Annotated in this window: 24 protein-coding genes; 10 read left to right on the top strand and 14 right to left on the bottom strand. The window is 68.7% G+C overall.

The features are described 5' to 3' along the window. Positions 1 to 1266: an ammonium transporter gene (locus ACFCVM_RS02490; RefSeq protein WP_375833439.1), complete on the bottom strand. Its 1266-nt coding sequence runs from the start codon at positions 1264 to 1266 to the stop codon at positions 1 to 3. A gap of 197 nt (positions 1267 to 1463) precedes the next feature. Beyond that, complete coding sequence (gene zapE / locus ACFCVM_RS02495; protein ID WP_375833442.1) at positions 1464 to 2519, bottom strand: cell division protein ZapE; 1056 nt, start codon at positions 2517 to 2519, stop codon at positions 1464 to 1466. A gap of 152 nt (positions 2520 to 2671) precedes the next feature. On the opposite strand from zapE, the gene ACFCVM_RS02500 reads away from it, so the two are divergent. Both ACFCVM_RS02500 and ACFCVM_RS02505 read left to right on the top strand, forming a co-directional pair. Beyond that, positions 2672 to 3571 (top strand): sulfurtransferase, encoded by a 900-nt coding sequence (locus tag ACFCVM_RS02500; protein ID WP_375833445.1) that lies wholly within the window; start codon positions 2672 to 2674, stop codon positions 3569 to 3571. Between the two features lie 47 nt (positions 3572 to 3618). Then, positions 3619 to 4056 (top strand): SufE family protein, encoded by a 438-nt coding sequence (locus ACFCVM_RS02505; RefSeq protein WP_375833448.1) that lies wholly within the window; start codon positions 3619 to 3621, stop codon positions 4054 to 4056. A gap of 36 nt (positions 4057 to 4092) precedes the next feature. Here ACFCVM_RS02505 and ACFCVM_RS02510 read toward each other — a convergent pair whose 3' ends face one another. After that, positions 4093 to 5307: an alpha/beta hydrolase family protein gene (locus ACFCVM_RS02510; protein WP_375833450.1), complete on the bottom strand. Its 1215-nt coding sequence runs from the start codon at positions 5305 to 5307 to the stop codon at positions 4093 to 4095. Positions 5308 to 5392: 85 nt separating this feature from the next. On the opposite strand from ACFCVM_RS02510, the gene ACFCVM_RS02515 reads away from it, so the two are divergent. The 5 genes from ACFCVM_RS02515 (at position 5393) to ACFCVM_RS02535 (ending at position 11192) form a co-directional block, all read left to right on the top strand. Next, entirely contained in the window at positions 5393 to 5980 is a 588-nt protein-coding gene (locus ACFCVM_RS02515) for a DUF3000 domain-containing protein (protein WP_375833453.1), read from the top strand. Beyond that, positions 5973 to 7169, top strand: a complete 1197-nt coding sequence (locus ACFCVM_RS02520) for a ribonuclease D (RefSeq protein ID WP_375833456.1) — start codon at positions 5973 to 5975, stop codon at positions 7167 to 7169. Before ACFCVM_RS02515 ends, ACFCVM_RS02520 begins: the two co-directional genes overlap by 8 nt. 75 nt (positions 7170 to 7244) lie before the next feature. Next, the gene (locus tag ACFCVM_RS02525) at positions 7245 to 8450 is read left to right on the top strand and encodes a thiolase family protein (RefSeq protein WP_375833459.1); all 1206 of its coding nucleotides are present in this window, start codon (positions 7245 to 7247) and stop codon (positions 8448 to 8450) included. Continuing rightward, entirely contained in the window at positions 8450 to 10588 is a 2139-nt protein-coding gene (locus tag ACFCVM_RS02530) for a 3-hydroxyacyl-CoA dehydrogenase NAD-binding domain-containing protein (protein WP_375833461.1), read from the top strand. The genes ACFCVM_RS02525 and ACFCVM_RS02530 overlap by 1 nt, the downstream gene beginning before the upstream one ends. Before the next feature lie 67 nt (positions 10589 to 10655). Next, positions 10656 to 11192: a dihydrofolate reductase family protein gene (locus ACFCVM_RS02535; protein ID WP_375833464.1), complete on the top strand. Its 537-nt coding sequence runs from the start codon at positions 10656 to 10658 to the stop codon at positions 11190 to 11192. A 12-nt stretch (positions 11193 to 11204) separates the two neighbouring features. Here the strand turns inward: ACFCVM_RS02535 and dxs are convergent, their stop codons facing one another. The 5 genes from dxs to dut form a co-directional block, all read right to left on the bottom strand. Further along, a complete protein-coding gene (gene dxs, locus ACFCVM_RS02540; protein ID WP_375833466.1) occupies positions 11205 to 13148 on the bottom strand; it encodes a 1-deoxy-D-xylulose-5-phosphate synthase in 1944 nt (647 codons plus the stop codon). A 129-nt stretch (positions 13149 to 13277) separates the two neighbouring features. After that, positions 13278 to 16088 carry an aconitate hydratase AcnA gene (acnA, locus tag ACFCVM_RS02545; RefSeq protein WP_375833469.1) on the bottom strand — a complete coding sequence of 937 codons (2811 nt, stop codon included), beginning with the start codon at positions 16086 to 16088 and terminating at the stop codon, positions 13278 to 13280. Between the two features lie 156 nt (positions 16089 to 16244). Next, complete coding sequence (locus ACFCVM_RS02550; protein ID WP_375833470.1) at positions 16245 to 17039, bottom strand: DUF3159 domain-containing protein; 795 nt, start codon at positions 17037 to 17039, stop codon at positions 16245 to 16247. Positions 17040 to 17044: 5 nt separating this feature from the next. Then, entirely contained in the window at positions 17045 to 17665 is a 621-nt protein-coding gene (locus tag ACFCVM_RS02555; RefSeq protein WP_375833472.1) for a DUF3710 domain-containing protein, read from the bottom strand. Further along, positions 17662 to 18120, bottom strand: coding sequence for a dUTP diphosphatase (dut, locus tag ACFCVM_RS02560; RefSeq protein ID WP_056009395.1), 459 nt, complete (start codon positions 18118 to 18120; stop codon positions 17662 to 17664). The genes ACFCVM_RS02555 and dut overlap by 4 nt, the downstream gene beginning before the upstream one ends. A gap of 38 nt (positions 18121 to 18158) precedes the next feature. Here dut and ACFCVM_RS02565 point away from each other — a divergent pair, with 38 nt between their 5' ends. After that, positions 18159 to 18623 (top strand): DUF3093 domain-containing protein, encoded by a 465-nt coding sequence (locus ACFCVM_RS02565; protein WP_375833475.1) that lies wholly within the window; start codon positions 18159 to 18161, stop codon positions 18621 to 18623. Here the strand turns inward: ACFCVM_RS02565 and ACFCVM_RS02570 are convergent. Then, positions 18620 to 18913 carry a DUF4193 domain-containing protein gene (locus tag ACFCVM_RS02570; RefSeq protein ID WP_056009399.1) on the bottom strand — a complete coding sequence of 98 codons (294 nt, stop codon included), beginning with the start codon at positions 18911 to 18913 and terminating at the stop codon, positions 18620 to 18622. The two genes, ACFCVM_RS02565 and ACFCVM_RS02570, sit on opposite strands and share 4 nt — an antisense overlap. A gap of 195 nt (positions 18914 to 19108) precedes the next feature. Between ACFCVM_RS02570 and sepH the strand changes: the two genes are divergently transcribed. After that, complete coding sequence (gene sepH, locus ACFCVM_RS02575; RefSeq protein ID WP_375833478.1) at positions 19109 to 20173, top strand: septation protein SepH; 1065 nt, start codon at positions 19109 to 19111, stop codon at positions 20171 to 20173. A 105-nt stretch (positions 20174 to 20278) separates the two neighbouring features. Continuing rightward, entirely contained in the window at positions 20279 to 20563 is a 285-nt protein-coding gene (locus ACFCVM_RS02580; protein WP_375836630.1) for a hypothetical protein, read from the top strand. Here ACFCVM_RS02580 and ACFCVM_RS02585 read toward each other — a convergent pair whose 3' ends face one another. From ACFCVM_RS02585 to ACFCVM_RS02605, 5 genes are all read right to left on the bottom strand, one after another. Continuing rightward, positions 20564 to 21796: a benzoate/H(+) symporter BenE family transporter gene (locus ACFCVM_RS02585; protein WP_375836632.1), complete on the bottom strand. Its 1233-nt coding sequence runs from the start codon at positions 21794 to 21796 to the stop codon at positions 20564 to 20566. Between the two features lie 25 nt (positions 21797 to 21821). Then, positions 21822 to 23099 (bottom strand): ATP-dependent Clp protease ATP-binding subunit ClpX, encoded by a 1278-nt coding sequence (gene clpX, locus ACFCVM_RS02590; protein ID WP_375833481.1) that lies wholly within the window; start codon positions 23097 to 23099, stop codon positions 21822 to 21824. A 114-nt stretch (positions 23100 to 23213) separates the two neighbouring features. Then, entirely contained in the window at positions 23214 to 23969 is a 756-nt protein-coding gene (locus tag ACFCVM_RS02595; protein WP_375833484.1) for an AAA family ATPase, read from the bottom strand. A gap of 11 nt (positions 23970 to 23980) precedes the next feature. Beyond that, on the bottom strand, positions 23981 to 24649 hold the full coding sequence (locus tag ACFCVM_RS02600) for an ATP-dependent Clp protease proteolytic subunit (protein ID WP_375833486.1): 669 nt from the start codon (positions 24647 to 24649) through the stop codon (positions 23981 to 23983). Between the two features lie 27 nt (positions 24650 to 24676). Further along, positions 24677 to 25261, bottom strand: coding sequence for an ATP-dependent Clp protease proteolytic subunit (locus ACFCVM_RS02605; RefSeq protein ID WP_056650900.1), 585 nt, complete (start codon positions 25259 to 25261; stop codon positions 24677 to 24679). Positions 25262 to 25320 lie beyond the last annotated feature (59 nt).

Here is a 25320-nt window from a genome sequence, read left to right on the forward strand (position 1 = left end):
TCAGACGGTCTCGAGCTTGTACGCGTCCTCACCGTGGAGCACGGTGTCGACGCCTGCGATCTCGTCTTCGTTCGTCACTCGGAAGCCCATCGTCTTCTGGATGATGAAGCCGATGACATACGCCAGCACGAACGAGTACGCCAGCACGGAGAGCGCCGCGATCGCCTGCACCAGGAGCTGCGTGCCGTCGCCGCCCGTGAAGAGGCCCTTGTCGGTCGCGAACAGGCCCAGGTAGAGGGTTCCGATGAGTCCGCCGACGAGATGGATGCCCACGACGTCGAGCGAATCGTCGAAGCCCCACTTGAACTTCAGGTCGATCGCGAGGGCGCAGACAGCACCGGCGATGACGCCGAGCAGGATCGCCCATCCGGGCGTCAGGAAGGCGCAGGCCGGGGTGATCGCGACGAGACCCGCGACTGCGCCCGACGCGGCGCCGACGGAGGTGGGCTTGCCGTCCTTGATCTTCTCGACGAGGAGCCAGGCGAGCAGCGCAGCTGCCGGGGCTGCGAGCGTGTTGACCCAGGCAAGGGCGGCTGTGCCGTCTGCCGCGAGCTCCGAACCGGCGTTGAAGCCGAACCAGCCGAACCACAGGAGGCCGGCACCGAGCAGGACGAACGGCGGGTTGTGCGGCACGTGCGCGCCCTTCGAGAAGCCGACGCGCTTGCCGAGCACGAGCGCAAGGGCGAGCGCAGCGGCACCGGCGTTGATGTGCACCGCGGTGCCACCGGCGAAGTCGAGCGCCCCAGTGCCGAAGACCTCCTGCATGCCGTAGGTGATCCAGCCGCCGTACGCGAAGTCGCCGGTCTCGGGGTCGAGACCGAAGTTGAACACCCAGCTCGCGACCGGGAAGTAGACGATCGTCGCCCAGACGGCGGCGAAGACCATCCACGCGCCGAACTTCGCACGGTCGGCGATGGCGCCGGAGATGAGCGCGACCGTGATGATCGCGAAAGTCGCCTGGAAGGCGACGAAGGCGAGCGGCGGGTATGCGGCACCCTCGGGCGTCTCGAGCAGGCTCGTCAGGCCGATGGCCGACCAGTCGATGGACCAGGGGGCGACGAGACCCTCAGCGCCCGGGAAGGCGATCGCGTAGCCGTACAGCACCCACAGGACGCCGATGAGGCCGATCGCACCGAAGCTCATCATCATCATGCTGATGACGCTCTTCGCCTTCACGAGTCCGCCGTAGAAGAACGCGAGTCCGGGGGTCATGAGCAGCACCAGGGCCGCCATGATCAACAGGAACGCGGTGTTGCCTTGATCCATCTCGAACCTCTCTCAGGAATACAGGCGGGGGAACCTGTGTCGCCAAGTTTCACGAGAGGACGTTTCGAGCGGGACCGTCTACTGTTTCGCGTCTGTTACGTGCGGAGCCCGCAGGTAAACAGCACGTTTCGCAGCGCCGGTGAAGCGATGTGAATCGCGCGCGCGCGGGAACGCGTGAGCGGGAACTCGCGCCGGGTTCAGTCGTGCGGTGGCAGTTCGCCGGTCGTGAGCGCGATCATGCGCGACATCGCCCGGAGGTACTTCTTGCGGTAGCCGCCCGACATCATGTCGGCGGCGAAGACCTCGTCGAGCGGCAGGCCGCTCGCGATGATCGGCACCTCGGCGTCGTAGACGCGGTCGATGAAGGCGACGAGCCGCAGCGCCGCGTTCTGGTCGGTGAGCTCGTGCACGCCCTCGAGGGCGATGAACTCGAGCCCCGTGACGAGCTTGACGTACTTCGAGGGGTGCACGGTCGCGAGGTGCGCGATGAGATCGTCGAAGCCGTCGAGGGAGACGCGGTGACCTCGTTCGGCGAGGGCTGCCGCCGTGCGCGCGACATCGGCGTCGCCCGCGAGAGACTCGGCGTGACCCTCGGTGTCGCGGCGACGGTAGTCGAGTCCGTCGATGCGGAGGGTCTCGAAGTTCGACGAGAGCGCGTGGATCTCGCGGAGGAAGTCGGAGGCGGCGAACCGGCCCTCGCCGAGAGCGTTCGGCGGCGTGTTGGAGGTCGCGGCGACCCGGGTGCCGCCCGCCATGAGTTCACCGAGGAACCGCGTCATGAGCATCGTGTCGCCCGGGTCGTCGAGCTCGAACTCGTCGATGCAGACGAGCTTCGCGCCCCGGAGCAGCTCGACGGCCGGCTGATAGCCGAGGGCGCCGACGAGGGCCGTGTACTCGATGAAGGTGCCGAAGTACTTCGGGCCGTGCGCCACGTGCCAGAGCGCGGCGAGCAGGTGGGTCTTGCCGACGCCGAACCCGCCGTCGAGGTAGACGCCCGGCAGCTCGATGCGTGCGGGGCGCTTACGGGAGAAGAATCCGCCAGGGCGCTGCGCCGCACGCCAGGCGCCCGCGAACTCCTTCAATCGGTCGAGCGCCGCCTGCTGCGACGGGAAGTCGGGGTCGGGCCGGTACGACTCGAACGACGCGTGCTCGAACTGCGGCGGCGGAGAGAGCTCTGCTGCGATCTCGGCGCCGGAGATCGACGGGTTCCTCTCGACGAGACGGATGAGTGGCTGGCTCGATGCCGTGGTCATGCTGGAGGAGCTCCCGGTGTGCATCTGTTGCATCGGATGACGGGGCTGCTGACTTCGCCCCGTTCGCCGCGTAGATTCGTGGTGGACAGGTGATCAGCCTAGTCCGCTCCCCCGAACACCCCGCCCGACCAGGCGATCCCAGGAGGTACCCCATGTCCGCCGAGTTCGACGCCGCAGCGAAGCTCGCCGAGTACGCGCACCCCGAGCGTCTCGTCACCACCGAATGGCTCGCCGAGCACCTCGGCGAACCGGGGCTGGTCGTCGTCGAATCCGACGAGGACGTGCTGCTCTACGAGACCGGGCACATCCCGGGCGCCGTCAAGATCGACTGGCACCTCGACCTCAACGACCCCGTCGTGCGCGACTACGTCGACGGCGAGCAGTTCGCCGCCCTCGCCGGCTCGAAGGGCATCGCCCGCGACACGACCGTCGTGATCTACGGCGACAAGAACAACTGGTGGGCCGCCTACGCCCTCTGGGTCTTCACCCTCTTCGGCCACGAGGACGTGCGCCTCCTCGACGGCGGCCGCGACCTGTGGATCGCCGAGGGCCGCGAGCTCACGACGGCAGCTCCCGCGGTGACGCCCGTCGAGTACCCCGTCGTCGAGCGCGACGACAGCGTCGTGCGCGCGTACAAGGACGACGTGCTGGCCCACTTCGGCAATCCGCTCGTCGACGTGCGCTCCCCCGAGGAATACAGCGGTGAGCGTACGACCGCACCCGCCTATCCCGAGGAGGGCGCCCTGCGCGCCGGTCACATCCCGACCGCGGCATCCGTGCCCTGGGCGCGTGCCGCCGCCGCCGACGGCACCTTCAAGTCGCGCGCAGAACTCGACGCGATCTACCGCGACGAGGTCGGCCTCGCCGACGGCGACGACATCATCGCGTACTGCCGCATCGGCGAACGCTCCAGCCACACGTGGTTCGTGCTGAACCACCTGCTCGGCTTCGAGAAGGTGCGCAACTACGACGGCTCGTGGACCGAGTGGGGCAGCGCCGTGCGCGTGCCGATCGTCACCGGCGACGCACGCGGCGACGCGCCCACCCGCTGACGCGACGACGGGCGGGGTCGCCGAACGACATGGGAGAATGGATCCCGATGAACGCGACGACCCTGCCCGCACGACTCGCCGAGACCCGCGACGACTTCCTCGCCCTCGGGGTGCGCGACCGCCTGCAACTGCTGCTCGAGTTCTCGAACGAACTGCCCGAGCTGCCCGAGCGCTATGCCGACCACCCCGACCTGTTCGAACGCGTCGAGGAGTGCCAGTCACCGGTGTTCATCTTCGTCGAGGTCGAAGGCGGCCGGGTCCACCTGCACGCCACGGCACCGGCCGAGTCGCCGACCACTCGCGGCTTCGCCTCGATCCTCGTGCAGGGGCTCGACGGGTTGACCGCCGATGAGGTGCTCGACGTTCCCGCCGACTACCCGCAGTCGCTCGGTCTCGGCGAGGCCGTCTCCCCGCTCCGCGTTCGCGGCATGACCGGCATGCTCGGCCGCATCAAGCGGCAGGTCCGCGAGCGCGTCGCCGCTTAAGACGGCCGCGCGCCGATCGATCGACGTCGGCCGACGTCAACCGACGATCTGGGCCTCGTCGCCGAGATGGGCCGCACGCTCGTTCCGGCGTTCGAGCCAGGAGCGCACGAGGCTCGTCCAGCGCTCGGGCTCGGCGTTCCAGAGCTTCGTGTGACGGGCTCCCTCGAACACCTCGAACTCGATGAGGTCGGGCCTGGCTGCCGCGAAGCGGCGCGACCCGTCGATCGGCACGAACCCGTCGTCGACGCTGTGCATGAGCAGCATGGGCACGTCGAACTCGTCGGCCCGGGCGATCGGATCGAGCTCCTCGACGTCGATGGGCGCACCGATGCCGGTGAGCCCGCTGCCGAACGGCCCCCCGAGCACCCGCACGACGAGGTCGCCCAGCTCGGGCGGCAGATTGTTCAACTGCCCCTGGAAGCGGAGGATGTCGGCCCAGTCGATCGCGGGAGAATCGAGCATCACACCGATGAGTCGTTCACGCACCTCTTCGGACCGCAGCACGGCCTGCAGCGAGATGGCGCCGCCCATCGACCAGCCCATGAGCACGATCTCCTCGGCGCCGTGCTCGACGGCGAATCGCGTCGCGGCGACCACGTCGGCCCATTCAGTGCCGCCGAGGCCGTACCTGCGGTCTTCGCTCTCGGGTGCATCGCCGTCGTTGCGGTACGAGATGAGGAGGGAGTTCCAGCCCGCTTCGTACGCGGGCGGGACCGCGCGCAGGGCCTCTGGTCGTTTCGCCCCACGGCCGTGCACCTGGATCACCCATCGCGCCGAGTCATCCGTAGCCGTGACGAGCCAAGCCGGAGCCGGGCCGAGCCCGGTCTCGACGACGACGTTCTCGTAGGGCATCTCGAGCTCCCACGGGCCGAGGTGGTACCAGCCGTTGATGCGGCCGCGGGTCGCCCGGTCCAGTCGTCCGAAGTCGACGGACTCGATGCTGCGCCGCACCTCGCGGCTGCCGTCGTCGATGACATCGCCGATCCTGGCGTGACCCGCGTCGTGGTCGAACCAGAGCCCGTAACGGCCGCGCATGCGCGTCTCCTCCGAGCCGAGCAGGGTGATCTCGCCCGCCGCGAGGTCGACGCGCGTGATGCGCACGTCTTCCTCGCGCTTCTCGGGCGGCGTCACCACCTTCCGGGCGAAGAACACCGCGGTTGCCGCGGTCGCCGCCCCGATCGTCACGGCGATGAGCCCCACGGCGCCGGCCGCGATCGCCATCGTGGCACCTGCACCGCGCTTTCGACGCATCCGTTTCCTCTCGAAGCAGTCACCGTGTGCCGGTGGCGCGGCGTGCCGCCGACGTCCCCCGTATCCGAGACTCTAGTCTGCACTCGTGCCCGACTCAGCGCCTCCGCTTCCTCCCGAGTTCGAGGCCGCCCTCGCATCGTTGAGGGCCGCCTCCCCCAGAACGGAGCTGCGCATCTCGGAGATTCCGGCTCCGGGCTCCCTCGCGCCGAACGCGGTCGCGCTCTCGGCCGACGTCTCGCCGAGCCGCCATGACGATTCCGAACTCGGCACCGGCCGGTTCGTGCTGCTGCACGACGAGAGCGAGCCCGAGGCGTGGGGCGGCCGCTTCCGCATCGTCTGCTTCGCGCAGGCCCCACTCGAGACCGACATCGGCCTCGACCCGTTCCTCGCCGACGTCGCCTGGTCATGGCTCGTCGACGCCCTCGACGCCCGGGGTGCGCGCTACATCGCCGCGTCGGGCACTGCCACGAAGATCCTCTCCACCGGCTTCGGGGAGCTCGCCCGCCAGGGCGATGGCGCGCAGATCGAACTGCGAGCGTCATGGACACCCCTCGATTCGGCCATCGGCCCGCATGTGGAAGGCTGGGCTGAGTTGTTGTGCATGCTCGCAGGACTGCCGCCCCGATCAGAAGGGGTGACTCCCCTGCCCCGTCGGAGGACGAACCGTGGATGAATTCCAGGTGATCGAGACCCCCGCCGCCTTCGATGAGGCGGTGGGGCGGCTTCTCGACGGCGAGGGGCCGATCGCAGTCGACGCCGAACGGGCGAGCGGATTCCGCTACTCGCAGCGGGCCTATCTGATCCAGATGTTCCGGCGCGGCTCGGGCACCTTCCTCTTCGATCCGCCGCAGATCCCCGACTTCTCGGCGCTCCAGAACGCGATCGGTTCCGAGGAGTGGGTGCTGCATGCGGCGAGCCAAGACCTCGCATGCCTCCGCGAGGTCGGCCTCGATCCCGAGCGGATCTTCGACACCGAACTCGCCGCGCGCCTCCTCGGCATGCCGCGCGTCGGTCTGGCGTCGGTCGTCGAGGAGCTCCTCGACATCAAGCTCGCCAAGGAGCACTCGGCCTCCGACTGGTCGACGCGTCCCCTGCCGCAGTCGTGGCTGAAGTACGCGGCACTCGACGTCGAACTCCTCGTCGACGTGCGCGAGCGACTCGGCACGCGGCTCGAGGAAGACGACAAGGCCGAGCTCGCGGCAGAGGAGTTCGACGCCGTGCTGCACCGCGCCGCGAAGCCACCGGCGGCCGAGCCGTGGCGACGTCTCTCCGGCATCCACGCCATGCGAAGCCCGCGCAACCTCGCCGTGGCCCGCGAACTCTGGCTCTCGCGCGACGAGCTCGCGACCGAGCTCGACGTCGCGCCCGGTCGCCTGGTTCCGGATGCCTCGCTCCTCGCCGTCGCCCGAACGCTGCCGTCGACCCGGCGCGCCCTCGCCGACCTCCGCGAGTTCAACGGCCGCGCGAGCCGCACCGAGCTCGACCGCTGGTGGGGCGCCGTCGAGCGCGGGCTCGCGACGACCGACCTCCCGCAGGTGCGGGTGCCGAGCGACGCACCTCCCCCGCCGCGTGCGTGGGCCGCCAGGCACCCCGAGGCCGATGCACGCCTCAGGCTCGCGAAGGCGGCGGTGACCGAGGTCGCCGAGCAGATGAACATGCCCGTCGAGAACCTCCTCACCCCCGACCACCTGCGCCGTGTGGCGTGGACGCCGCCCGCAGACGCCACGGCCGATGCGGTCGGCGAGGCGCTGCTGACGCTCGGTGCTCGCCGGTGGCAGGTTGCCGCAACCTCACAGAGAATCGCCGATGCATTTGTCGAGGCGGCACAATCCGTCGAGGATGCCACCTCCGACGCTTCGTAGATTCCGTCAAGCGATTCAGCGCCCCTCAGCGGCGTTCGTAGGATCGAAGCATCCTGACCGAAAGTGAGCTGCAGCGTGGCTGATCAAGCTGAAGTCGTGTTCGTCGACGGGGTCCGCACCCCGTTCGGCAAGGCCGGCGACAAGGGAATGTACTGGAACACCCGTGCCGATGACCTCGTCGTGAAGGCGATCGTCGGACTCCTCGAGCGCAACCCGAACATCCCGAAGGACCGCATCGACGACGTCGCCATCGCCGCGACGACCCAGACCGGTGACCAGGGCCTGACCCTCGGCCGCACGGCCGCGATCCTCGCCGGACTCCCGAAGACCGTGCCGGGCTTCTCGATCGACCGCATGTGCGCGGGCGCCATGACGGCCGCAGCGATGATGTCGGGCTCGATCGGCTTCGGCATGTACGACATCGCCATCGCCGGCGGCGTCGAGCACATGGGCCACCACCCCATGGGCTCGGGCGTCGACCCCAACCCGCGATTCCTCAGCGAGCGCCTCGTCGGAGAGGACGCCCTCGTCATGGGCGCGACCGCCGAGCGCATCCACGACCGGTTCCCGCAGCTCACGAAGGAGCGCAGCGACCGCTTCGCCCTCGCGAGCCAGCAGAAGACGGCGGCGGCGTACGCCGCGGGCAAGATCCAGCAGGACCTGGTGCCCGTCGCCATCCGCACGGAGCAGGGCTGGGGACTCGCGACGCGCGACGAGGTCATGCGCCCCGAGACGACGCTCGAGGGCCTCGCCGCCCTCAAGACGCCGTTCCGCCCGCACGGCCGCATCACGGCCGGCAACGCCTCGGGCCTGAACGACGGCGCGACCGCCGCGATCCTCGCCTCCGGCGCCGCTGCGAAGGAACTCGGCCTCTCGCCGAAGATGAAGCTCGTCAGCTACGCCTTCGCCGGCGTCGACCCCGAGATCATGGGCATCGGCCCGATCCCTGCCACCGAGAAGGCGCTCCGCAAGGCGGGCCTCTCGATCGACGACATCGGCATCTTCGAGATGAACGAGGCGTTCGCCGTGCAGGTGCTCTCGTTCATGGACCACTACGGCATCGCCGACGACGACGCCCGCGTCAACCCGTGGGGCGGCGCGATCGCGGTCGGCCACCCCCTCGCCTCCTCGGGTGTGCGCCTCATGAACCAGCTCGCGAGCCAGTTCACCGAGCGCCCCGACGTGCGCTACGGCATCACCAGCATGTGCGTCGGCCTCGGCCAGGGCGGAACCATGGTCTGGGAGAACCCGAACTACGACAAGAAGGCGAAGAAGGCCTGATGACCGACTACACGAAGATCGACTTCGACTCGCTCGCCGCCCTCTCCGACGACGAGGTCGTCACGCACTCGTTCGTGCGCGACGTGCCGATCTCCGGCGGCAAGACGCTCGCCCTCGTCACGCTCGACAACGGCCGCGACCACACCCGACCGAACACGCTCGGTCCGGTGTCGCTGCTCGAGTACGCGAAGACCCTCGACGAATTGAAGGCGCGCGCCGCAGCCGGCGAGATCCACGCCGTTGCGATCACGGGCAAGCCGTTCATCCTCGCTGCAGGCGCCGACCTGTCGAAGGTCGCCGAGATCCCCGACCGTGACACCGCTCGCAAGATGGGCCAGCTCGGCCACTTCGCACTCGGCAAGGCCTCCGAACTCGGTGTGCCCTCGTTCGTGTTCATCAACGGCCTCGCCCTCGGCGGCGGCCTCGAGATCGCGCTCAACGCCGACTACCGCACGGTGGATGCCTCGGTGCCCGCCGTCGCCCTCCCCGAGGTCTTCCTCGGCCTCATCCCCGGCTGGGGCGGCGCCTACCTGCTGCCGAACCTCATCGGCATCGAGAACGCCCTCAAGGTCGTCATCGAGAACCCGCTGAAGCAGAACCGCACGATGAAGGCCGACGACGTGATGGAGCTCGGCATCGCCGACGCGAAGTTCGACTCGGTCGCGTTCCTCGAGGACTCGATCAAGTGGGCCGACGGCGTCGTCTCGGGCCGCATCAAGGTGAAGCGTCCGAACGAGCCCGGCAAGGTCGAGCGCCTCGTCAAGTGGGACGCCGCGATCGCCATCGCCACGAAGATGCTGAAGAGCCGTATCGGCTCGGTTCCGAAGTCGCCGTATGCGGCGCTCGAGCTCATGAAGGCCGCCAAGAGCGGCACGAAGGCCGAGGGCTTCGAACGTGAAGACGAGGTGCTCTCCGAGCTCATCGTCGGCGACCAGCTCCAGGCCTCGATCTACGCCTTCAACCTCGTGCAGAAGCGGGCCAAGCGCCCCGCCGGAGCGCCCGACAAGGCGATCGCGAAGAAGGTCACGAAGGTCGGCGTGCTCGGCGCCGGGTACATGGCGAGCCAGCTCGCCCTGCTCTTCGTGCGCCGACTGCGGGTGCCGGTGGTCATCACCGACATCGACCAGGCACGCGTCGACAAGGGCGTGGCCTACATCGGTGAGGAGATCGACAAGCTCCTCGAGAAGGGTCGCATCTCCCCCGACGAGGCGAACCGCCTGAAGGCGCTCGTCACCGGCACCACCGACAAGGCCGACTTCGCCGACTGCGACTGGGTCATCGAGGCGGTCTTCGAAGAGCTCGAGATCAAGCAGAACGTCTTCGCCGAGGTGGAGCAGTTCATCTCCCCCGAGGCCGTGCTCGCGACGAACACCTCGTCGCTGTCGGTCGAACAGATCGGCGCGAAGCTCGCGCACCCCGAGCGCCTGGTGGGCTTCCACTTCTTCACCCCCGTCGCGGTCATGCCGCTGATCGAGGTCGTGAAGACGCCGCACACCGACGAGGCGACGCTCTCGACCGCGATGGTGACGGCGAAGAACCTGCGCAAGAACGCCGTCATCACGGCCGACACCCCCGGCTTCGTCGTCAACCGGCTGCTCGCCGTGCTGCTCGGCGAGGCGATGCGGGCGGTCGACGAGGGCACCTCGTTCCAGACCGTCGACGAGGCGATCGCTCCGCTCGGCCTGCCGATGGCCCCGTCGGCGCTGCTCGACCTCGTGGGCCTCAAGGTCGGTGCGCACGTGCTCGACACGCACCACGCGGCGTTCCCCGAGCGGTTCTACCGCAGCGAGAACCTGCACAAGCTCGCCGACTACGGCAAGCTGCTCGACAAGGACGACAAGGGCAAGGTCAAGGGCTTCGACAAGGGCGCCCTGAAGCTCGTCGCGGGCGGCAAGAACCCGCGCTCGGCCGATGAGATCCTCGTCGCCCTGCAGGACGGCCTGGCCCGTGAGGTGCGCCTCATGCTCGACGGCGAGGTAGTCGCGGCCGCAGAGGACATCGACCTCTGCATGGTTCTCGGCGCCGGCTTCCCCTTCCAGATGGGCGGCCTGACGCCGTACCTCGACCGGGTCGGCGCCTCCGAGCGCGTCTTCGGCGACACGTTCCACCACCCGACGATCACGGGTGTCGGCGCGTAGCCACGGAGCAGTCTCAGTAGAAGCGGCCCTCGGCATGTGCCGGGGGCCGCTTCTCTATGCTCGGAGCATGACGAAGTTCCAGTACTCCGTCGCTTCGAGCCTCGACGGATTCATCGCCGACGAACAGCATGGGCTCGATTGGCTGCTGCAGTTCGGCTTCGACGCGTTTCAGGAGCACTACGACCGCTTCTTCGCCGATGTCGGCGCGGTCGTGCTCGGAGCGTCGACGTACGAGTGGATCCTCCGGGAGCAGCCCGGCAACTGGGACTTCGGCGCCCGACCCGCGTGGGTGCTCACGCACCGGCGGCTGCCGGCGCCGGCGGACTCCGACATCCGATTCGGGTCCGGCGAGGTGCTCCCGATCGCCGACGCCGCGCGAGCGGAGGCCGGCGAGCGGAACGTCTGGATCGTCGGCGGCGGACCGACCGCCGCCCAGTTCCTCGAGGCGGGGTGCCTCGACGAACTCCTCGTCACGTACCTACCGGTGGCACTCGGCCGTGGCAGGCCGCTCCTGCCCGTCACCACGGTGACGCCGCGCTTCACGCTCGACCGAACGACGCCGTTTCCGAATGGCGCGGTCGAGCACGTCTACCGCACGGGTTGACGCCGGTGAGCGTCAGACGCGCGGCTGCGGGCTCGTATCGGTCGAGACGTCCGCACCGGCGTTGCGAGCGTGCGGCAGCTTCGAACCGAGCACCATGGCGGTGACGTCGCGCGCGATGTGCTGCGGGGTGAGACCCACTCGTTCGAGGATGTCGCCGCGGGAGCCGTGGTCGAGGAACTCGTCGGGCAGGCCGAGCTCGGTCACCGCGGTGTCGACGCCCGCTTCGCGTAGGTCTTGACGGACGCGCGTGCCGATGCCGCCGACGCGGATGCCGTCTTCGATGCTGACGACGAGGCGGTGCTCAGCGGCGAGGACCATGATGCTGCGCGGCACCGGTACGACCCAGCGCGGGTCGACCACGGTGGCGCTGATGCCCTGCGCCTCGAGGCGCTTCGCGACTTCGAGGCCGGTCTCGGCCATCGGGCCGACGCACACGATGAGCACGTCCTTGCGATCCGATTCGGCGAGCACGTCGACGCCGTCGTCGGTGCGTCGCACGGCTTCGAAGTCGACGCCGACGGTGCCCTTCGGGAAGCGGATGACGGTGGGCGCGTCGTCGACGGCCACGGCCTCGCCGAGCTCCTCGACGAGCCGCACCGAGTCGCGCGGAGCGGCGATGCGGATGCCGGGCACGACCTGCAGGATCGAGAGGTCCCACACGCCGTGATGGCTCGGCCCGTCGGGGCCCGTGACACCGGCGCGGTCGAGCACGAACGTCACGCCGGCCTTGTGCAGCGCGACGTCCATGAGCACCTGGTCGAACGCGCGATTGATGAAGGTCGCGTAGACGGCCACCACCGGGTGCAGGCCGCCGAATGCGAGACCGGCGGCGGATGTCGCGGCGTGCTGTTCGGCGATGCCGACGTCGAACACGCGGCTCGGGAACCGCTCGGCCATTCGGTGCATGCCGGTCGGCCGGAGCATCGCCGCAGTGATGCCCACAAGGCGATCGTTGCCCTCGGCGAGGTGCATGAGCTCGTCGGCGAAGACGCTCGTCCACGACGGCGCCGAAGCGGTCTCGAGGGACTCACCGGTCTCGGGGTCGATCTGGCCGACGGCGTGGAACTGGTCGGCCGCGTCGCGCCGGGCCGGTTCGTACCCGCGACCCTTGTCGGTGATCGCGTGCACGATCACCGGGGCGCCGTAGGCCTTCGCCTGACGAAGCGCCGCCTCCATGGCGTGCTCGTCGTGACCGTCGACCGGGCCGATGTACTTGATGTCGAGGTTCGAGTAGAGCGCCTCGTTGTCGGTGAAGCGGCTGAGGAAGCCGTGCAGGCCGCCGCGGACGCCCCGGTAGAACGCACTCGCCGGAGCGCCGAGACGGTCGAACGCCCGACGGCTCGAGATGTGCAGGTTGCGGTAGGTCTGCTTCGTGCGCACGGTGTTCAGGAACCGGGCCATGCCGCCGATCGTCGGGGCGTACGAGCGACCGTTGTCGTTGACGACGACGATGAGCTTGCGCGTGTTGTCGTCGGAGATGTTGTTGAGCGCCTCCCACGTCATGCCGCCCGTGAGCGCACCGTCGCCGACCACGGCGATGACGTGCCGGTCATCTTGGCCGGTCATCTCGAAGGCCTTGGAGATGCCGTCGGCCCACGACAGCGAGCTCGACGCGTGCGAACTCTCGACGATGTCGTGTTCGGACTCAGAACGCTGGGGATAGCCCGCGAGGCCCCCCGTCTTGCGGATCGTGGAGAGGTCGCGCCGACCCGTCAAGAGCTTGTGCACGTACGACTGGTGCCCGGTGTCGAAGACGATCGCGTCGCGCGGCGACTCGAAGACGCGGTGGATCGCGATCGTGAGTTCGACGACGCCGAGGTTCGGGCCGAGGTGGCCGCCCGTCTTCGAGACGGATTCGACGAGGTACTCGCGAATCTCGCGCGCCAGCTGATCGACCTGTTCGGGACTCAGCGCGTCGAGATCACGGGGTCCCGAAATGGTCTCGAGCAGGGTCATGCAATTGCCTCCGAATGGTTGCGGGCAGTGCCGCTGAACGGAACGAGTCTACGCCGGGCTTCCTCCGAAGCCGGGCAGAGAAGGGGGCGATCGGCAAGATGCCGACCGCCCCGAATCTCTCGCGAGTGCCTAGACGAGCGAACGCAGCACGTACTGCAGGATGCCGCCGTTGCGGTAGTAGTCGGCCTCACCCGGCGTGTCGATGCGCACGACCGCGTCGAACTCGACGGTCGCCTTGCCGGGAGCGGAGTGCTCGCTCGGCGTGGCGACGACGTGCACGGTCTTCGGCGTGACGCCGTCGTTCAGCTGCTCGAGACCCGAGATCGAGACGACCTCGGTGCCGTCGAGGCCGAGCGACGCCCAGCTCTCGCCCGCGGGGAACTGCAGCGGCACGACGCCCATTCCGATGAGGTTCGAGCGGTGGATCCGCTCGAAGCTCTCGGTGATGACGGCCTTGACGCCGAGGAGGCTCGTGCCCTTCGCCGCCCAGTCGCGCGAGGAGCCGGAACCGTACTCCTTGCCGCCGAAGATGACGAGCGGCGTGCCCTGAGCCTGGTAGTTCTGGCTCGCGTCGTAGATGAACGACTGAGGCGCGTCGGCCTGCGTGAAGTCGCGCGTGTAGCCGCCCTCGACGCCGTCGAGGAGTTGGTTCTTCAGGCGGATGTTCGCGAACGTGCCACGGATCATGATCTCGTGGTTGCCGCGACGCGAGCCGTAGGAGTTGAAGTCCTTGCGGTCGACGCCGTGCTCGGTCAGGTAGCGACCGGCGGGGCTGTCGGCCTTGATCGAACCGGCCGGGCTGATGTGGTCGGTCGTGACCGAGTCGCCGAGCTTGGCGAGCACGCGGGCGCCGGCGATGTCGGTGACGGGCGTGGTCTCCATGGTCATGCCGTCGAAGTACGGGGGCTTGCGCACGTACGTCGACTCGGCGTCCCACTCGAAGGTCGCGCCGGTCGGCGTCTCGAGCGAGCGCCACCGCTCATCCCCGTCGAACACGCCGGCGTACTGCGTGACGAACATGTCCTTGTTGATCGACGTGTCGATCGTGTGCTGCACCTCGGCGGCGTCGGGCCAGATGTCCTTCAGGAAGACCTCGTTGCCCTCGGTGTCGGTGCCGAGCGAGTCGACCTCGAAGTCGAAGTTCATCGAGCCGGCGAGAGCGTACGCGATCACGAGCGGCGGGCTCGCGAGGTAGTTCATCTTCACGTCGGGGTTGATGCGACCCTCGAAGTTGCGGTTGCCCGAGAGCACCGCGGTGACAGCGAGGTCGGAGTCGTTGACCGCGGCCGAGATCTCGTCGAGCAGCGGGCCCGAGTTGCCGATGCAGGTGGTGCAGCCGTAGCCGACGGTGTAGAAGCCGAGGGCCTCGAGGTCGTCGGTGAGTCCGGCCTTCTCGTAGTAGTCGGTGACGACCTTGGAGCCGGGAGCGAGGGTCGTCTTGACCCACGGCTTGGCCTTCAGGCCCTTCTTCGCCGCGTTGCGGGCGAGAAGGCCGGCCGCCAGCATGACCGACGGGTTCGACGTGTTCGTGCAGGACGTGATCGCGGCGATCGCGACGGCGCCGTGGTCGAGCACGAACTGCTCGCCGGTGCCGAGCGTGACATCCGTCGGCTTCGAGGCCGTCGCCGGGGCGTGGCTCTTGTGGTGGTGCTCGTGCTGGCTGTACTCGTCTTCGGGCGAGTTCCCGGGCGGGTCGGACGCCGGGAAGGACTCGGCGCCCTCGAGGTCGACCAGGTCGTGGTCGACGGTCGCGTAGTTCAGGAGGTCCTTCTCGAAGGCGTTCTTCGAGTCGGAGAGCTCGATGCGGTCCTGCGGACGCTTCGGGCCGGCGATCGAGGGAACGACCGTCGAGAGGTCGAGCTCCATGTACTCGCTGAACTCGGGCTCGCTGTCGGCGTCGTGCCAGAGCTTCTGCGTCTTGGAGTACGCCTCGACGAGGGCGATCTGCTCGTCGCTGCGGCCGGTGAGGCGCAGGTAGTCGAGGGTCACGTCGTCGATGGGGAACATGGCCGCGGTCGAGCCGAACTCGGGGCTCATGTTGCCGATCGTGGCACGGTTGGCGAGCGGCACGGATGCCACGCCCGAGCCGTAGAACTCGACGAACTTGCCGACCACGCCGTGCTTGCGGAGCATGTCGGTGATCGTGAGCACGACGTCGGTCGCGGTGACGCCCGTGGGGATCGCGCCGGAGAGCTTGAAGCCGACGACCTTCGGGATGAGCATCGACACTGGCTGGCCGAGCATGGCCGCCTCGGCCTCGATGCCGCCGACGCCCCAGCCGAGCACACCGAGGCCGTTGACCATGGTCGTGTGCGAGTCGGTGCCGACGCACGTGTCGGGGTACGCGCGGAGCACGCCGCCGACCTCGCGCGTGAACGTGACCTTCGCGAGGTGCTCGATGTTCACCTGGTGCACGATGCCGGTGCCCGGCGGCACGACCTTGAAGTCGTCGAACGCCGTCTGGCCCCAGCGGAGGAACTGGTAGCGCTCGCCGTTGCGCTCGTACTCGATCTCGACGTTGCGCTCGAGCGCGTTCGCGGTGCCGAAGAGGTCGGCGATCACCGAGTGGTCGATGACCATCTCGGCGGGCGCGAGCGGGTTGATCTTGTTGGGGTCGCCGCCGAGGGCGACGACCGCCTCGCGCATCGTGGCGAGGTCGACGATGCAGGGAACACCGGTGAAGTCCTGCATGACCACGCGCGCCGGCGTGAACTGGATCTCGGTGTCGGGCTCGGCGGTGGGAACCCACGAGCCGAGGGCCTCGATCTGCTCCTTGGTGACGTTCTTGCCGTCTTCGGTGCGCAGGAGGTTCTCGAGCAGCACCTTCAGGCTGAACGGAAGCTTCTCATGGCCCGGCACGGTGTCGAGCCGGAAGATCTCGTAGGACTCATCACCGACGCGGAGCGTGTCCTTCGCCCCGAAACTGTTCACTGCAGACACGATGTCCTCTCCTTCGCGGATGCCGCCGGACATGCAGGCGGCACTCCATCTTCTCCGTCAGACATGGGGCTGTTCCAGCAAGGGTAACCTAAGCCACTTGCCGGCCGACAGGCCTCGCACGGTGTGCGGATTTATCTTGACGTCGAGATAACTCTATCACTCGCCGGAGCGAGCCGATGACGGGTAGACGGCCCGTACGACGAGCCAGGAGAAGACCAGCACGAGCGCGTAGAGCGGCACGCCCATGAGCAGGCGCGTGGCGCCGAGCGCCTCGACGTTGTCGACGAGATAGAACGGCAGCTGCACCGCGAGACGCGCGACGAACAGTCCGATCCAGACGAGCGTGAGGAACTGGGCTGCGCGGTACTTGCGCTTGTCCTGCCTCCACGCGACGCCGTCTCCCATCAGGAAGCCGACGATCAGGCCGATGGCCGGCCAGCGCACGAACAGCGAGACGGTCAGGGCGAGCGCGTAGGCCGCGTTCGTGTAGAAGCCGATCACGTAGTTGTCACGGGCGTCGCCCGACCAGAGCGCGAGCGCCGCCGAGGCGAGCACGCCGATGAGGCCGGCGATCGCCTGGGTCGGCTGCCCCTTGGTCACGAGGCGCGCGAGCGTGAACACCACGGCGAGGCCGACGGATGCCGCGAGGGCGGGAACGAGCGCTGCCTGGGGATCTTGGCCGGCGAAGCTCGTGAGCCCGCTGTAGACGATGAGGAACACGAGACCGGGCAGCAGCGCCTCGAGGATGCCGCGCACGCCGCCGACCGCGGTGAGGAGGTCGCGACCGCTCAGCTTCTCGTCGCGCGCGAGCGCGCCGAGGCCACTCTTCTCCGCGGCAGCGGCGAACTGCCGACCGAACTCGCCGACGCCGTTCGCATCGGCCGGGCGTTCCGCCGCGTCATCCGCTCGCTCGCCCTCGTCGGGGCGCGACGAACCGTCGGCGTCCGTCATCGCCGTCACACCGTGGGCGCACCCGCGGAGGACGCGGGCATGCGCAGCGGAATGAGGTCGCGCGGGGGCATCGGGGTGCTGCCGCGCACCACGACGATCGATCGGAAGAGGTCTTCGACCTTCGCTGCGGCAGTGGGGTCGACGGCCGCCTCGCCCGCGATGACGCCGCGGAGGAACCAGCGCGGCCCGTCGACGCCGATGAAGCGCGCGAGGCGCATCTGCCCAGGCTGCCCCTCGCCTGCCGCGACGGGGATCTGCGCGAGCAGCTCTGGACCGAAGGAGCCTTCGCGCACGGTCGTCGAGCCGCCCTGACGGGCGATCTGGTCGGCGATCTGTGCGCGGATCTCGTGCCACAGGCCGCTCGATCGCGGCGCCGCGAACGGCTGCACCTGCAGCGTCGAGTTCGCGTAGTCGAGGCCGATCGCGACGACGCGCTTCGTGCCCTCCTCGACCTCGAGGCGAAGGTGGAGTCCGTCGCGCGGCAGCACCTTCACGCCGCCGAGGTCGACGTAGGGGCGAACCGGGTTCGCCTCGGCCTCGTCGAAGGGACCCGCTGCTGCGCGGTCTTCGGGGGCGGACTTGGGCTGTTCGGCGGGGATGTCGCCGCCGGTTTCGATGTCGCTCACGCGTTCACTCCTGACTTGTGCTCCCCGAAACCGGTGGAGCCGAATCCTGCCTCGCCACGCAGGCTGCCGGGCAGCCGTTCGACCTCGACGAATCGAGCACGGCTCACCGGCATCACGACGATCTGGGCGATGCGGTCGCCGACCTCGATCGTGTGCGCCTCACGGGCGTCGGTGTTCAACAGTGCGACCTTGATCTCGCCGCGGTAGCCGGCATCGACGGTGCCGGGCGCGTTGACGATCGTGATGCCGTGCTTGAAGGCCAGGCCCGAGCGCGGCACGACGAAGGCGACGTAGCCGTCGGGCAGGGCGATCGCGACGCCGGTGCCGACCGTGGCGCGTTCGCCGGGGCCGAGCACGACGGACTCGGATGCGTGGAGATCGGCGCCCGCGTCGCCCGGATGGGCGTAGTTCGGGACGCGGTCTGCGGTGATCAGCACATCGACGGAATCGGTCACTGTTCGAGGGTAGTGCAGAAGTCTGGTCGAATAGAGCCATGCCCGACTACCGCGAGAAACTCTGGCCGACGCCGTGGATCTACATCGCCAGCCTGCTGCTCATCCCCGCCAGCATCCTCGTGCTGGCGCCCGTCTCGATGCCCGCGGGCATCGCGACCGGCGTGATCCTCTACGGAGCGACGGTCGCAGCGCTCAGCATCACGGCGCCCGTCGTCGAGGTGGCCGACGGCCGCCTCAGAGCGGGTCGCGCCTCGATCGCGCTGGCGGACACGGGCGTCGCGACCGGTGCGACGGATGCCGCGGCTCGCGTCGAACGCGGCACGGGCCTGGACGCACGGGCGTTCCTCGTGATCCGCGGCTGGGTGGCGCCCGTCGTGCGGGTGCCGATCACCGACCCGTCGGACCCGACGCCGTACTGGCTGGTCTCGACGCGTCATCCGAAAGAACTGGCCGCCGCGATCAATGGATCGCGACGGCCTGAAGGTACCGAGCCTGGCGTCTAGGACGCACACTCCAAGCAGATCGGTCCGAGCTTCGTCTCGTGGTCCATCTGCGAACGGTGCTTCACGAGGAAGCAGTTCACGCAGGTGAACTCGTCGGCCTGCGGCGGAAGCACCACGACGTCGAGTTCGACGTCGGAGAGATCGGCACCAGCGAGGTCGAACCCACCGGGGTTATCGGCATCGTCGACATCCACTACGCCCGACATCTTGTCGGGGACGCGCTCCTTGAGGGCCTCGATCGACTCAGAGTCGTCTTCGGTCTTCCTCGGTGCGTCGTAATCCGTTGCCATTCCCATCCATTTCTTCATCGCCGATGATTCGGCGGCCATAGTCTGCATCAAATCGGTGGCGTTAGCAAACCACTTTCGCAGCGTTTCCACAGCTGCTCCGTGCTCAACTTCCGGCGCGCCCGTCCTATTCCCACGAGCACCCAGCCGGACGTGGCATCCTTGGGCGGAGACGAAAGCACGGAAGGGCTTGTCGCGATGCAAGAACTCAAGGTAATCGGAGTCGAGAACGGCGCGTTGCTCGCCGCTTCCGACGATGGAGCGCGCTTCCGAATCGAGATCGACGAGGTGCTGCAATCCCGCATCCGTCAGGCGCAACCCGAGCAGCACGTCGGCCCGAAACCCTCGCCGCGCGAGGTGCAGGCCCACATCCGAGCCGGCATGTCGGCCGAGGAGGTCGCGCAGGTCACCGGCGCCTCCATCGACTACATCCGTCGATTCGAGGGACCGGTTCTCGCTGAGCGCGAACACATGGTCACCTCGGCCCTCGCCGTGCCCGTGCACGTGACGACCGAGTCCGAACCGTCCGACGAGCAGCCCTCGTTCGGCGGCGTCATCCGCGAGCGACTCGCGCAGCTCGGCGCGCACGGCGAACGCTGGGCGAGCTGGAAGGACGAGGAGCGCGGCTGGATCATCAAGCTCGAGTTCACCGCCGAGACCATCGACCACGACGCCCGCTGGAGCTTCGAACCGCGCAAACAGGCGCTGCAGCCGCTCAACTCCGAGGCGATCACGCTCTCGCAGCAGGGCGAGATGAAGGGCGGGCTCATCCCCCGCCTCCGCGCCGTCGGCCCCGACTCAGAGGAGTCCCGCTTCGACAGCGGCGCCTTCACCTTCGAGGAACCCGAGCACGGCGACTTCGATACCGCACCGCACCTCGAGCCGCTCCCGTACGCACGCACGCCCCAGGCCTCGAGCCCCGCAGTGGCGCGAGCAGCCATCAAGCGAGCGGATGAACCGAAGCAGACGCTCGGCGAGACCGCCGACCTGCTCGAAGCACTGCGCCGCCGTCGCGGCGAACGCGAAGCCGCGGGCAGCGAGCCCGAGCGCCCGCCGGCCGCGCCGGCTCCTGCACCCGTGCAGGAGGCCCCCGAATCCGAGCAGCCCGAAGAGAAGCCCGGCACCGCCGCGCGCAGCATCTGGGGCGGCAAGGGCGTCTCGAGCAACCAAGGCGCCCGCGGCGGCTCGAAGAAGGGCCGCGCTTCGATGCCGAGCTGGGACGAGATCGTCTTCGGCGCGCGCACCGACGACGATCTGGCCTGAGCCGAACCACTCCGTCGAACGCCGCCGTGCCTCGTGCACGGCGGCGTTTCGCATGCCATCACCCGGTGCTACCATCGAACATACATTCGAATCGGTGAGGTGCCCATGTCGCTCGTGCAGGAGTTCGTCGAGCTGTGGACCAGCGTCGAGGGCCGGCCCGAGCGACTCGTGTGGCGGGCGCGCCGGTTCAGGGTGACCGATACTCCGACGACCCTCGTCGGGCCGTGCGACTGGTGGGCGCCGGTGGCTCGGTACGACGTCTCCCCCGGGCGCCCGCCGCTGCAGATCAGCGGATGGCGGTTCCAGGCGAGCGCCGACGACGGCGAGACCCACGTCTTCGACGTTCGCCGGCACGACGATCGCTGGGAGCTCGTGCGGGTCTTCGACTGATCAGGCGGGCTCGGCGTCGCGGTCGCGCCCGCCATCGCCTGAATGGGGCGCTGCAGACCCCGCTGAGGGCGCTGGGGAGGCGGGGGACGCTGTGCCCCGCCCCAGCCAGAGCATGAGCACACCGCCGACGACGAGCCCCCAGAAGGCCGAGCCGATGCCCACGACGGCGACTCCCGACGCGGTCACGAGGAACGTGCCGATCGCCGTGATGCGCTGTCGCGGGTCTTCGAACGCGCCGGTGAGCGCGGTGACCATGGCTCCGAGCAGCGCGAGCCCCGCGACCGCGGTGATGATGATCGGTGGCGACGCCTGCACGACGGCGGCGGCGAGTCCGGCTCCCGCGCCGAGCACCAGGTAGACGATGCCCGAGGTGAAGGTCGCCACCCAGCGCCTGCGAGGGTCGGGGTTGGACTCGGGGCTCGCCATGATCGCCGCCGTGATCGCGGCGAGGTTCAGCGCGTGGCCGCCGGCGAACGCCGCGCCGACCGAGGCGACACCCGAGGCGACGAGCACAGGCCTCGGCGCGAGCCGGTAGCCGAAGGTCGACATCACGGCGAAGCCGGGAACGTTCTGGCCGGCCATGGTCACGATGAAGAGGGGAAGGCCGAGGCTCACGATCACGAACGGGTCGAAGACGGGCGCCACGAATTGGAGCTGCGGCCGCACGGCCTCGCTCGCGAGCACTGCCGGGCCCGCCAGCACCGCGATGCCGATCACTGCGACGAGCATCGCAGCAGGCACGGCCCAGCGCGGCGCGAGTCGTGCGAGCAGCAGCCAGACGAGCACCATGGGCACGGCGATCGCCGGCTGCTCGACCGCGGCGAAGACCGGGGCGACGCAGATCGGGAACAGGATGCCGGCGAGCATCGCGCTCGCGATCGGCTTGGGGATGCTCGTGATCGCCCGACCGAGTGCCGGCCAGAGGCCCGCGAGCACGATGAGCACGCCGCAGACGATGAACGCGCCGATCGCAGCGGCGAACTGCTGCGTGGTCGCCGCGGCGGCGACCAGGAGCGCCGCACCGGGCGTCGACCATGCGAACGAGACCGGCATCCGAGTGACGAGCGGCAGCGCGATGCAGAGGAGGCCGGTGGCGATGCAGAGCGCGAAGAGCCCCGAGGCCGCCTGCGTCTCAGTCGCCCCGACGGCGATGAGCCCCGCGATCACCAGTGCGAACGAACTCGCGAAACCGGTGATGGCCGCGATGACACCCGCGACGACGGTGTGGAAGATGGGCGGCGCTCGCTCTCGGCCCGGGTTACGCCGACTTCTCGGTGCGACGCTGCTTGGTGTGCGGCACGATCGTGGGTGCGGCGTTGTCGAGCACCGCGGCCTTCGTCACGACGACGCGGGCGACGCCGGTGGAGGACGGCACCTCGAACATGATCGGTCCGAGCACCTCCTCCATGATGGCGCGGAGTCCACGGGCGCCGGTCTGGCGCAGCACCGCGAGGTCGGCGATCGCCTGCAGCGCCTCCTCTTCGAAGTCGAGCTCGACGCCGTCGAGTTCGAACATGCGCTGGTACTGACGCACGAGCGCGTTGCGCGGCACCGTGAGGATCTCCATGAGGGCCTCGCGGTCGAGGGGCGTCACCGTCGCGACGACGGGAAGGCGGCCGATGAACTCGGGGATGAGTCCGAACTTGTGGAGGTCTTCTGGGAGGACCTCGCTGAAGATGTCGGCTTCGTCCTCCTTGTTGTGCAGCGGAGCGCCGAAGCCGATGCCGCGCTTGCCCGCTCGCGAGGAGATGATGTCCTCGAGTCCGGCGAACGCGCCTGCGACGATGAAGAGCACGTTGGTCGTGTCGATCTGGATGAATTCCTGATGCGGGTGCTTGCGGCCGCCCTGAGGCGGAACGGATGCGACCGTTCCCTCGAGGATCTTGAGCAGCGCCTGCTGCACGCCTTCGCCGGAGACGTCCCTCGTGATCGAGGGGTTCTCGGCCTTTCGGGCGATCTTGTCGACCTCGTCGATGTAGATGATGCCCGTCTCGGCGCGCTTCACGTCGAAGTCGGCGGCCTGGATGAGCTTCAGCAGGATGTTCTCGACGTCTTCGCCGACGTATCCGGCCTCGGTCAACGCGGTGGCGTCGGCGACGGCGAAGGGCACGTTGAGCTGCTTGGCGAGCGTCTGCGCGAGATAGGTCTTGCCGCAGCCCGTGGGGCCGATCAGCAGGATGTTCGACTTCGAGAGCTCGACGTCATCGCGGGCGTCGGCCGAGGTCAGGGCGGTGCGCGCGCGAACGCGCTTGTAGTGGTTGTAGACCGCGACGGCGAGTGCCTTCTTCGCGGCCTCCTGGCCGATGACGTACTCCTCGAGGTAGCCGAAGATCTCCTTCGGCTTCGGCAGCTCGAACTCGCCGGCCTCGGTCTCGCCGGCTTCGGCGAGTCGCTCCTCGATGATCTCGTTGCAGAGCTCCACGCACTCGTCGCAGATGTAGACGCCGGGTCCGGCGATGAGCTGCTGCACCTGCTTCTGGCTCTTTCCGCAGAACGAGCACTTGAGCAGGTCGGCGCTCTCTCCGATGCGTGCCATCGAATCCCTCCCTGTCGACGAATCTGTTCCGAGCCTAGCCCGAGATCGGGCCGATCGAGGGTAGCCCGCAGGATTCGACACGCCTTGCCGTTCGCGAGCCGCGAACCGGGACGTTCAGTCGAGGAGGTGGCGGAGGTAGCGCCGCGGATCGTCGAGGTACCCGCGCCAGTGCGAGACGAGTTCGAGCTCCTCCCACGTCGTCTCGCGGATGCCCCACTCCCCCAGTTCGAGGATCGTGGCGCCCGGCACGGAGGCCAGCACGGGCGAGTGCGTCGCGCAGATGATCTGGGTGCCCCGGGCGACCATGCGGTCGAGCCCGGCGATCCAGCCGAGGATCGACGAGAACGAGAGTGCGGCCTCGGGCTCGTCGAGGCACACGAGCCCGGCGAGGTACTGGGGGTGATTGAGCTTGTTGTCGAGCAGGTCGTTGAACGACTCGCCATGGCTGAGCGAGTGCAGGTGCCGATCGGGGCTGTCGGGCAGCGCCTCGAGATAGCTGTAGTACCCATGCATCGTCTCGGCCCGGAGGAAGAACCCCCAACGCGGCGCCGAGGGACTGCGCTCGATGCGCAGCCACTCCGCGAGCGGCGACTCGCTCGGCCTGGTCGACATGCCGCCGTTGTTGCTGCCACCCTCGGGCGGCAGTCCGTATGCCGTCGCGATGCCCTCGAGCAGGGTCGACTTGCCGCTGCCGTTCTCGCCCACGAGGAACGTCAGGCCCGGCGAGAATTCGATGCTGCCGTCGCCGATCAACTGATCGATCGCGGGAATGCTCGCCGGCCACGCGACACGGTCGATCGCGGCATCCGGGTACACCGAAACGCGGCGGATGGCCCGGCTGTCGTGCAGCCAGTCATCCGCCGCGTTCACGGTGCGACGCGTTATCGCGCGATCGCCGGCAGGCTCTTGCGGGAGCTGAGCACCTGGTCGATGAGACCGTACTCGAGCGCCTCGCCGGCCGACAGGATCTTGTCGCGGTCGATGTCGGTGTGCACCTGCTCGGGCGTGCGGTTCGAGTGACGCGAGAGCGTCTCCTCGAGCCACGAGCGCATGCGCATGATCTCGGCGGCCTGGATCTCGATGTCGGACGCCTGGCCGTGACCCGCCTCGCCCATGGCGGGCTGGTGGATGAGCACGCGGGCGTTCGGCAGCGCGAGGCGCTTGCCCGGCGTGCCGGCCGCTGCGATCACCGCGGCGGCGGAGGCGGCCTGGCCGAGCACGACCGTCTGGATCTGCGGACGGATGTACTGCATCGTGTCGTAGATCGCGGTCATGGCCGTGAAGGAGCCACCGGGCGAGTTGATGTAGAGGATGATGTCGCGGTCGGGGTCCATCGACTCCAGCACGAGCAGCTGCGCCATGATGTCGTCGGCGGAAGCGTCGTCGACCTGCACGCCGAGGAAGATGATGCGGTCCTCGAAGAGCTTGGCGTAGGGGTCTTGGCGCTTGTAGCCGTAGGCCGTGCGCTCCTCGAAGCTCGGCAGGATGTAGCGCGAGCCCGGTGCCTGGACGCCGTTGAAGGCGGTGCCACCGAAAGCAGGGATGTTCATTCGCTCGTTCTCTCTTCTCTCGCGTGCCTACGCCTGGGTTCCGCCGCCGCCGGCAACGTCGAGTGCCGATTCGCGGATGTGGTCGACGAAGCCGTACTCGAGGGCCTCCTGCGCGTTGAACCACCGGTCGCGGTCGCCGTCGGCGTTGATCTGCTCGACGGTCTTGCCCGTCTGCGCCGCCGTGATCTCGGCGAGTCGCTTCTTCATGTCGAGGATGAGCTGCGCCTGCGTCTGGATGTCGCTCGCGGTGCCGCCGAAGCCGCCGTGCGGCTGGTGCAGCAGCACGCGGGCGTTGGGGGTGATGTACCGCTTGCCCTTGGTGCCCGCCGTCAGGAGCAGCTGGCCCATGGAGGCCGCCATGCCGATGCCGACGGTGACGATGTCGTTGGGCACGAACTGCATGGTGTCGTAGATCGCCATGCCGGCCGTGATCGAGCCACCGGGCGAGTTCACGTAGAGGTAGATGTCTTTCTTGGCATCTTCGGCGGCGAGCAGCAGCAGCTTCGCCGCGATCTCGTTCGCGTTGTCGTCGCGCACCTCGGAGCCAAGCCAGATGATGCGGTCCTTCAGCAGTCGATCGAAAACACCGGTGCCTGGTGTCGGTTCGGCCATGTGTCGCTCCGTTTCCGTTGTCGCGTTCACTCGAATCTATCCGGTGCAACGCGCGCGAA

Source organism: Agromyces sp. NPDC056389, from assembly GCF_042262385.1.
Taxonomy (GTDB): Bacteria; Actinomycetota; Actinomycetes; order Actinomycetales; family Microbacteriaceae; genus Agromyces.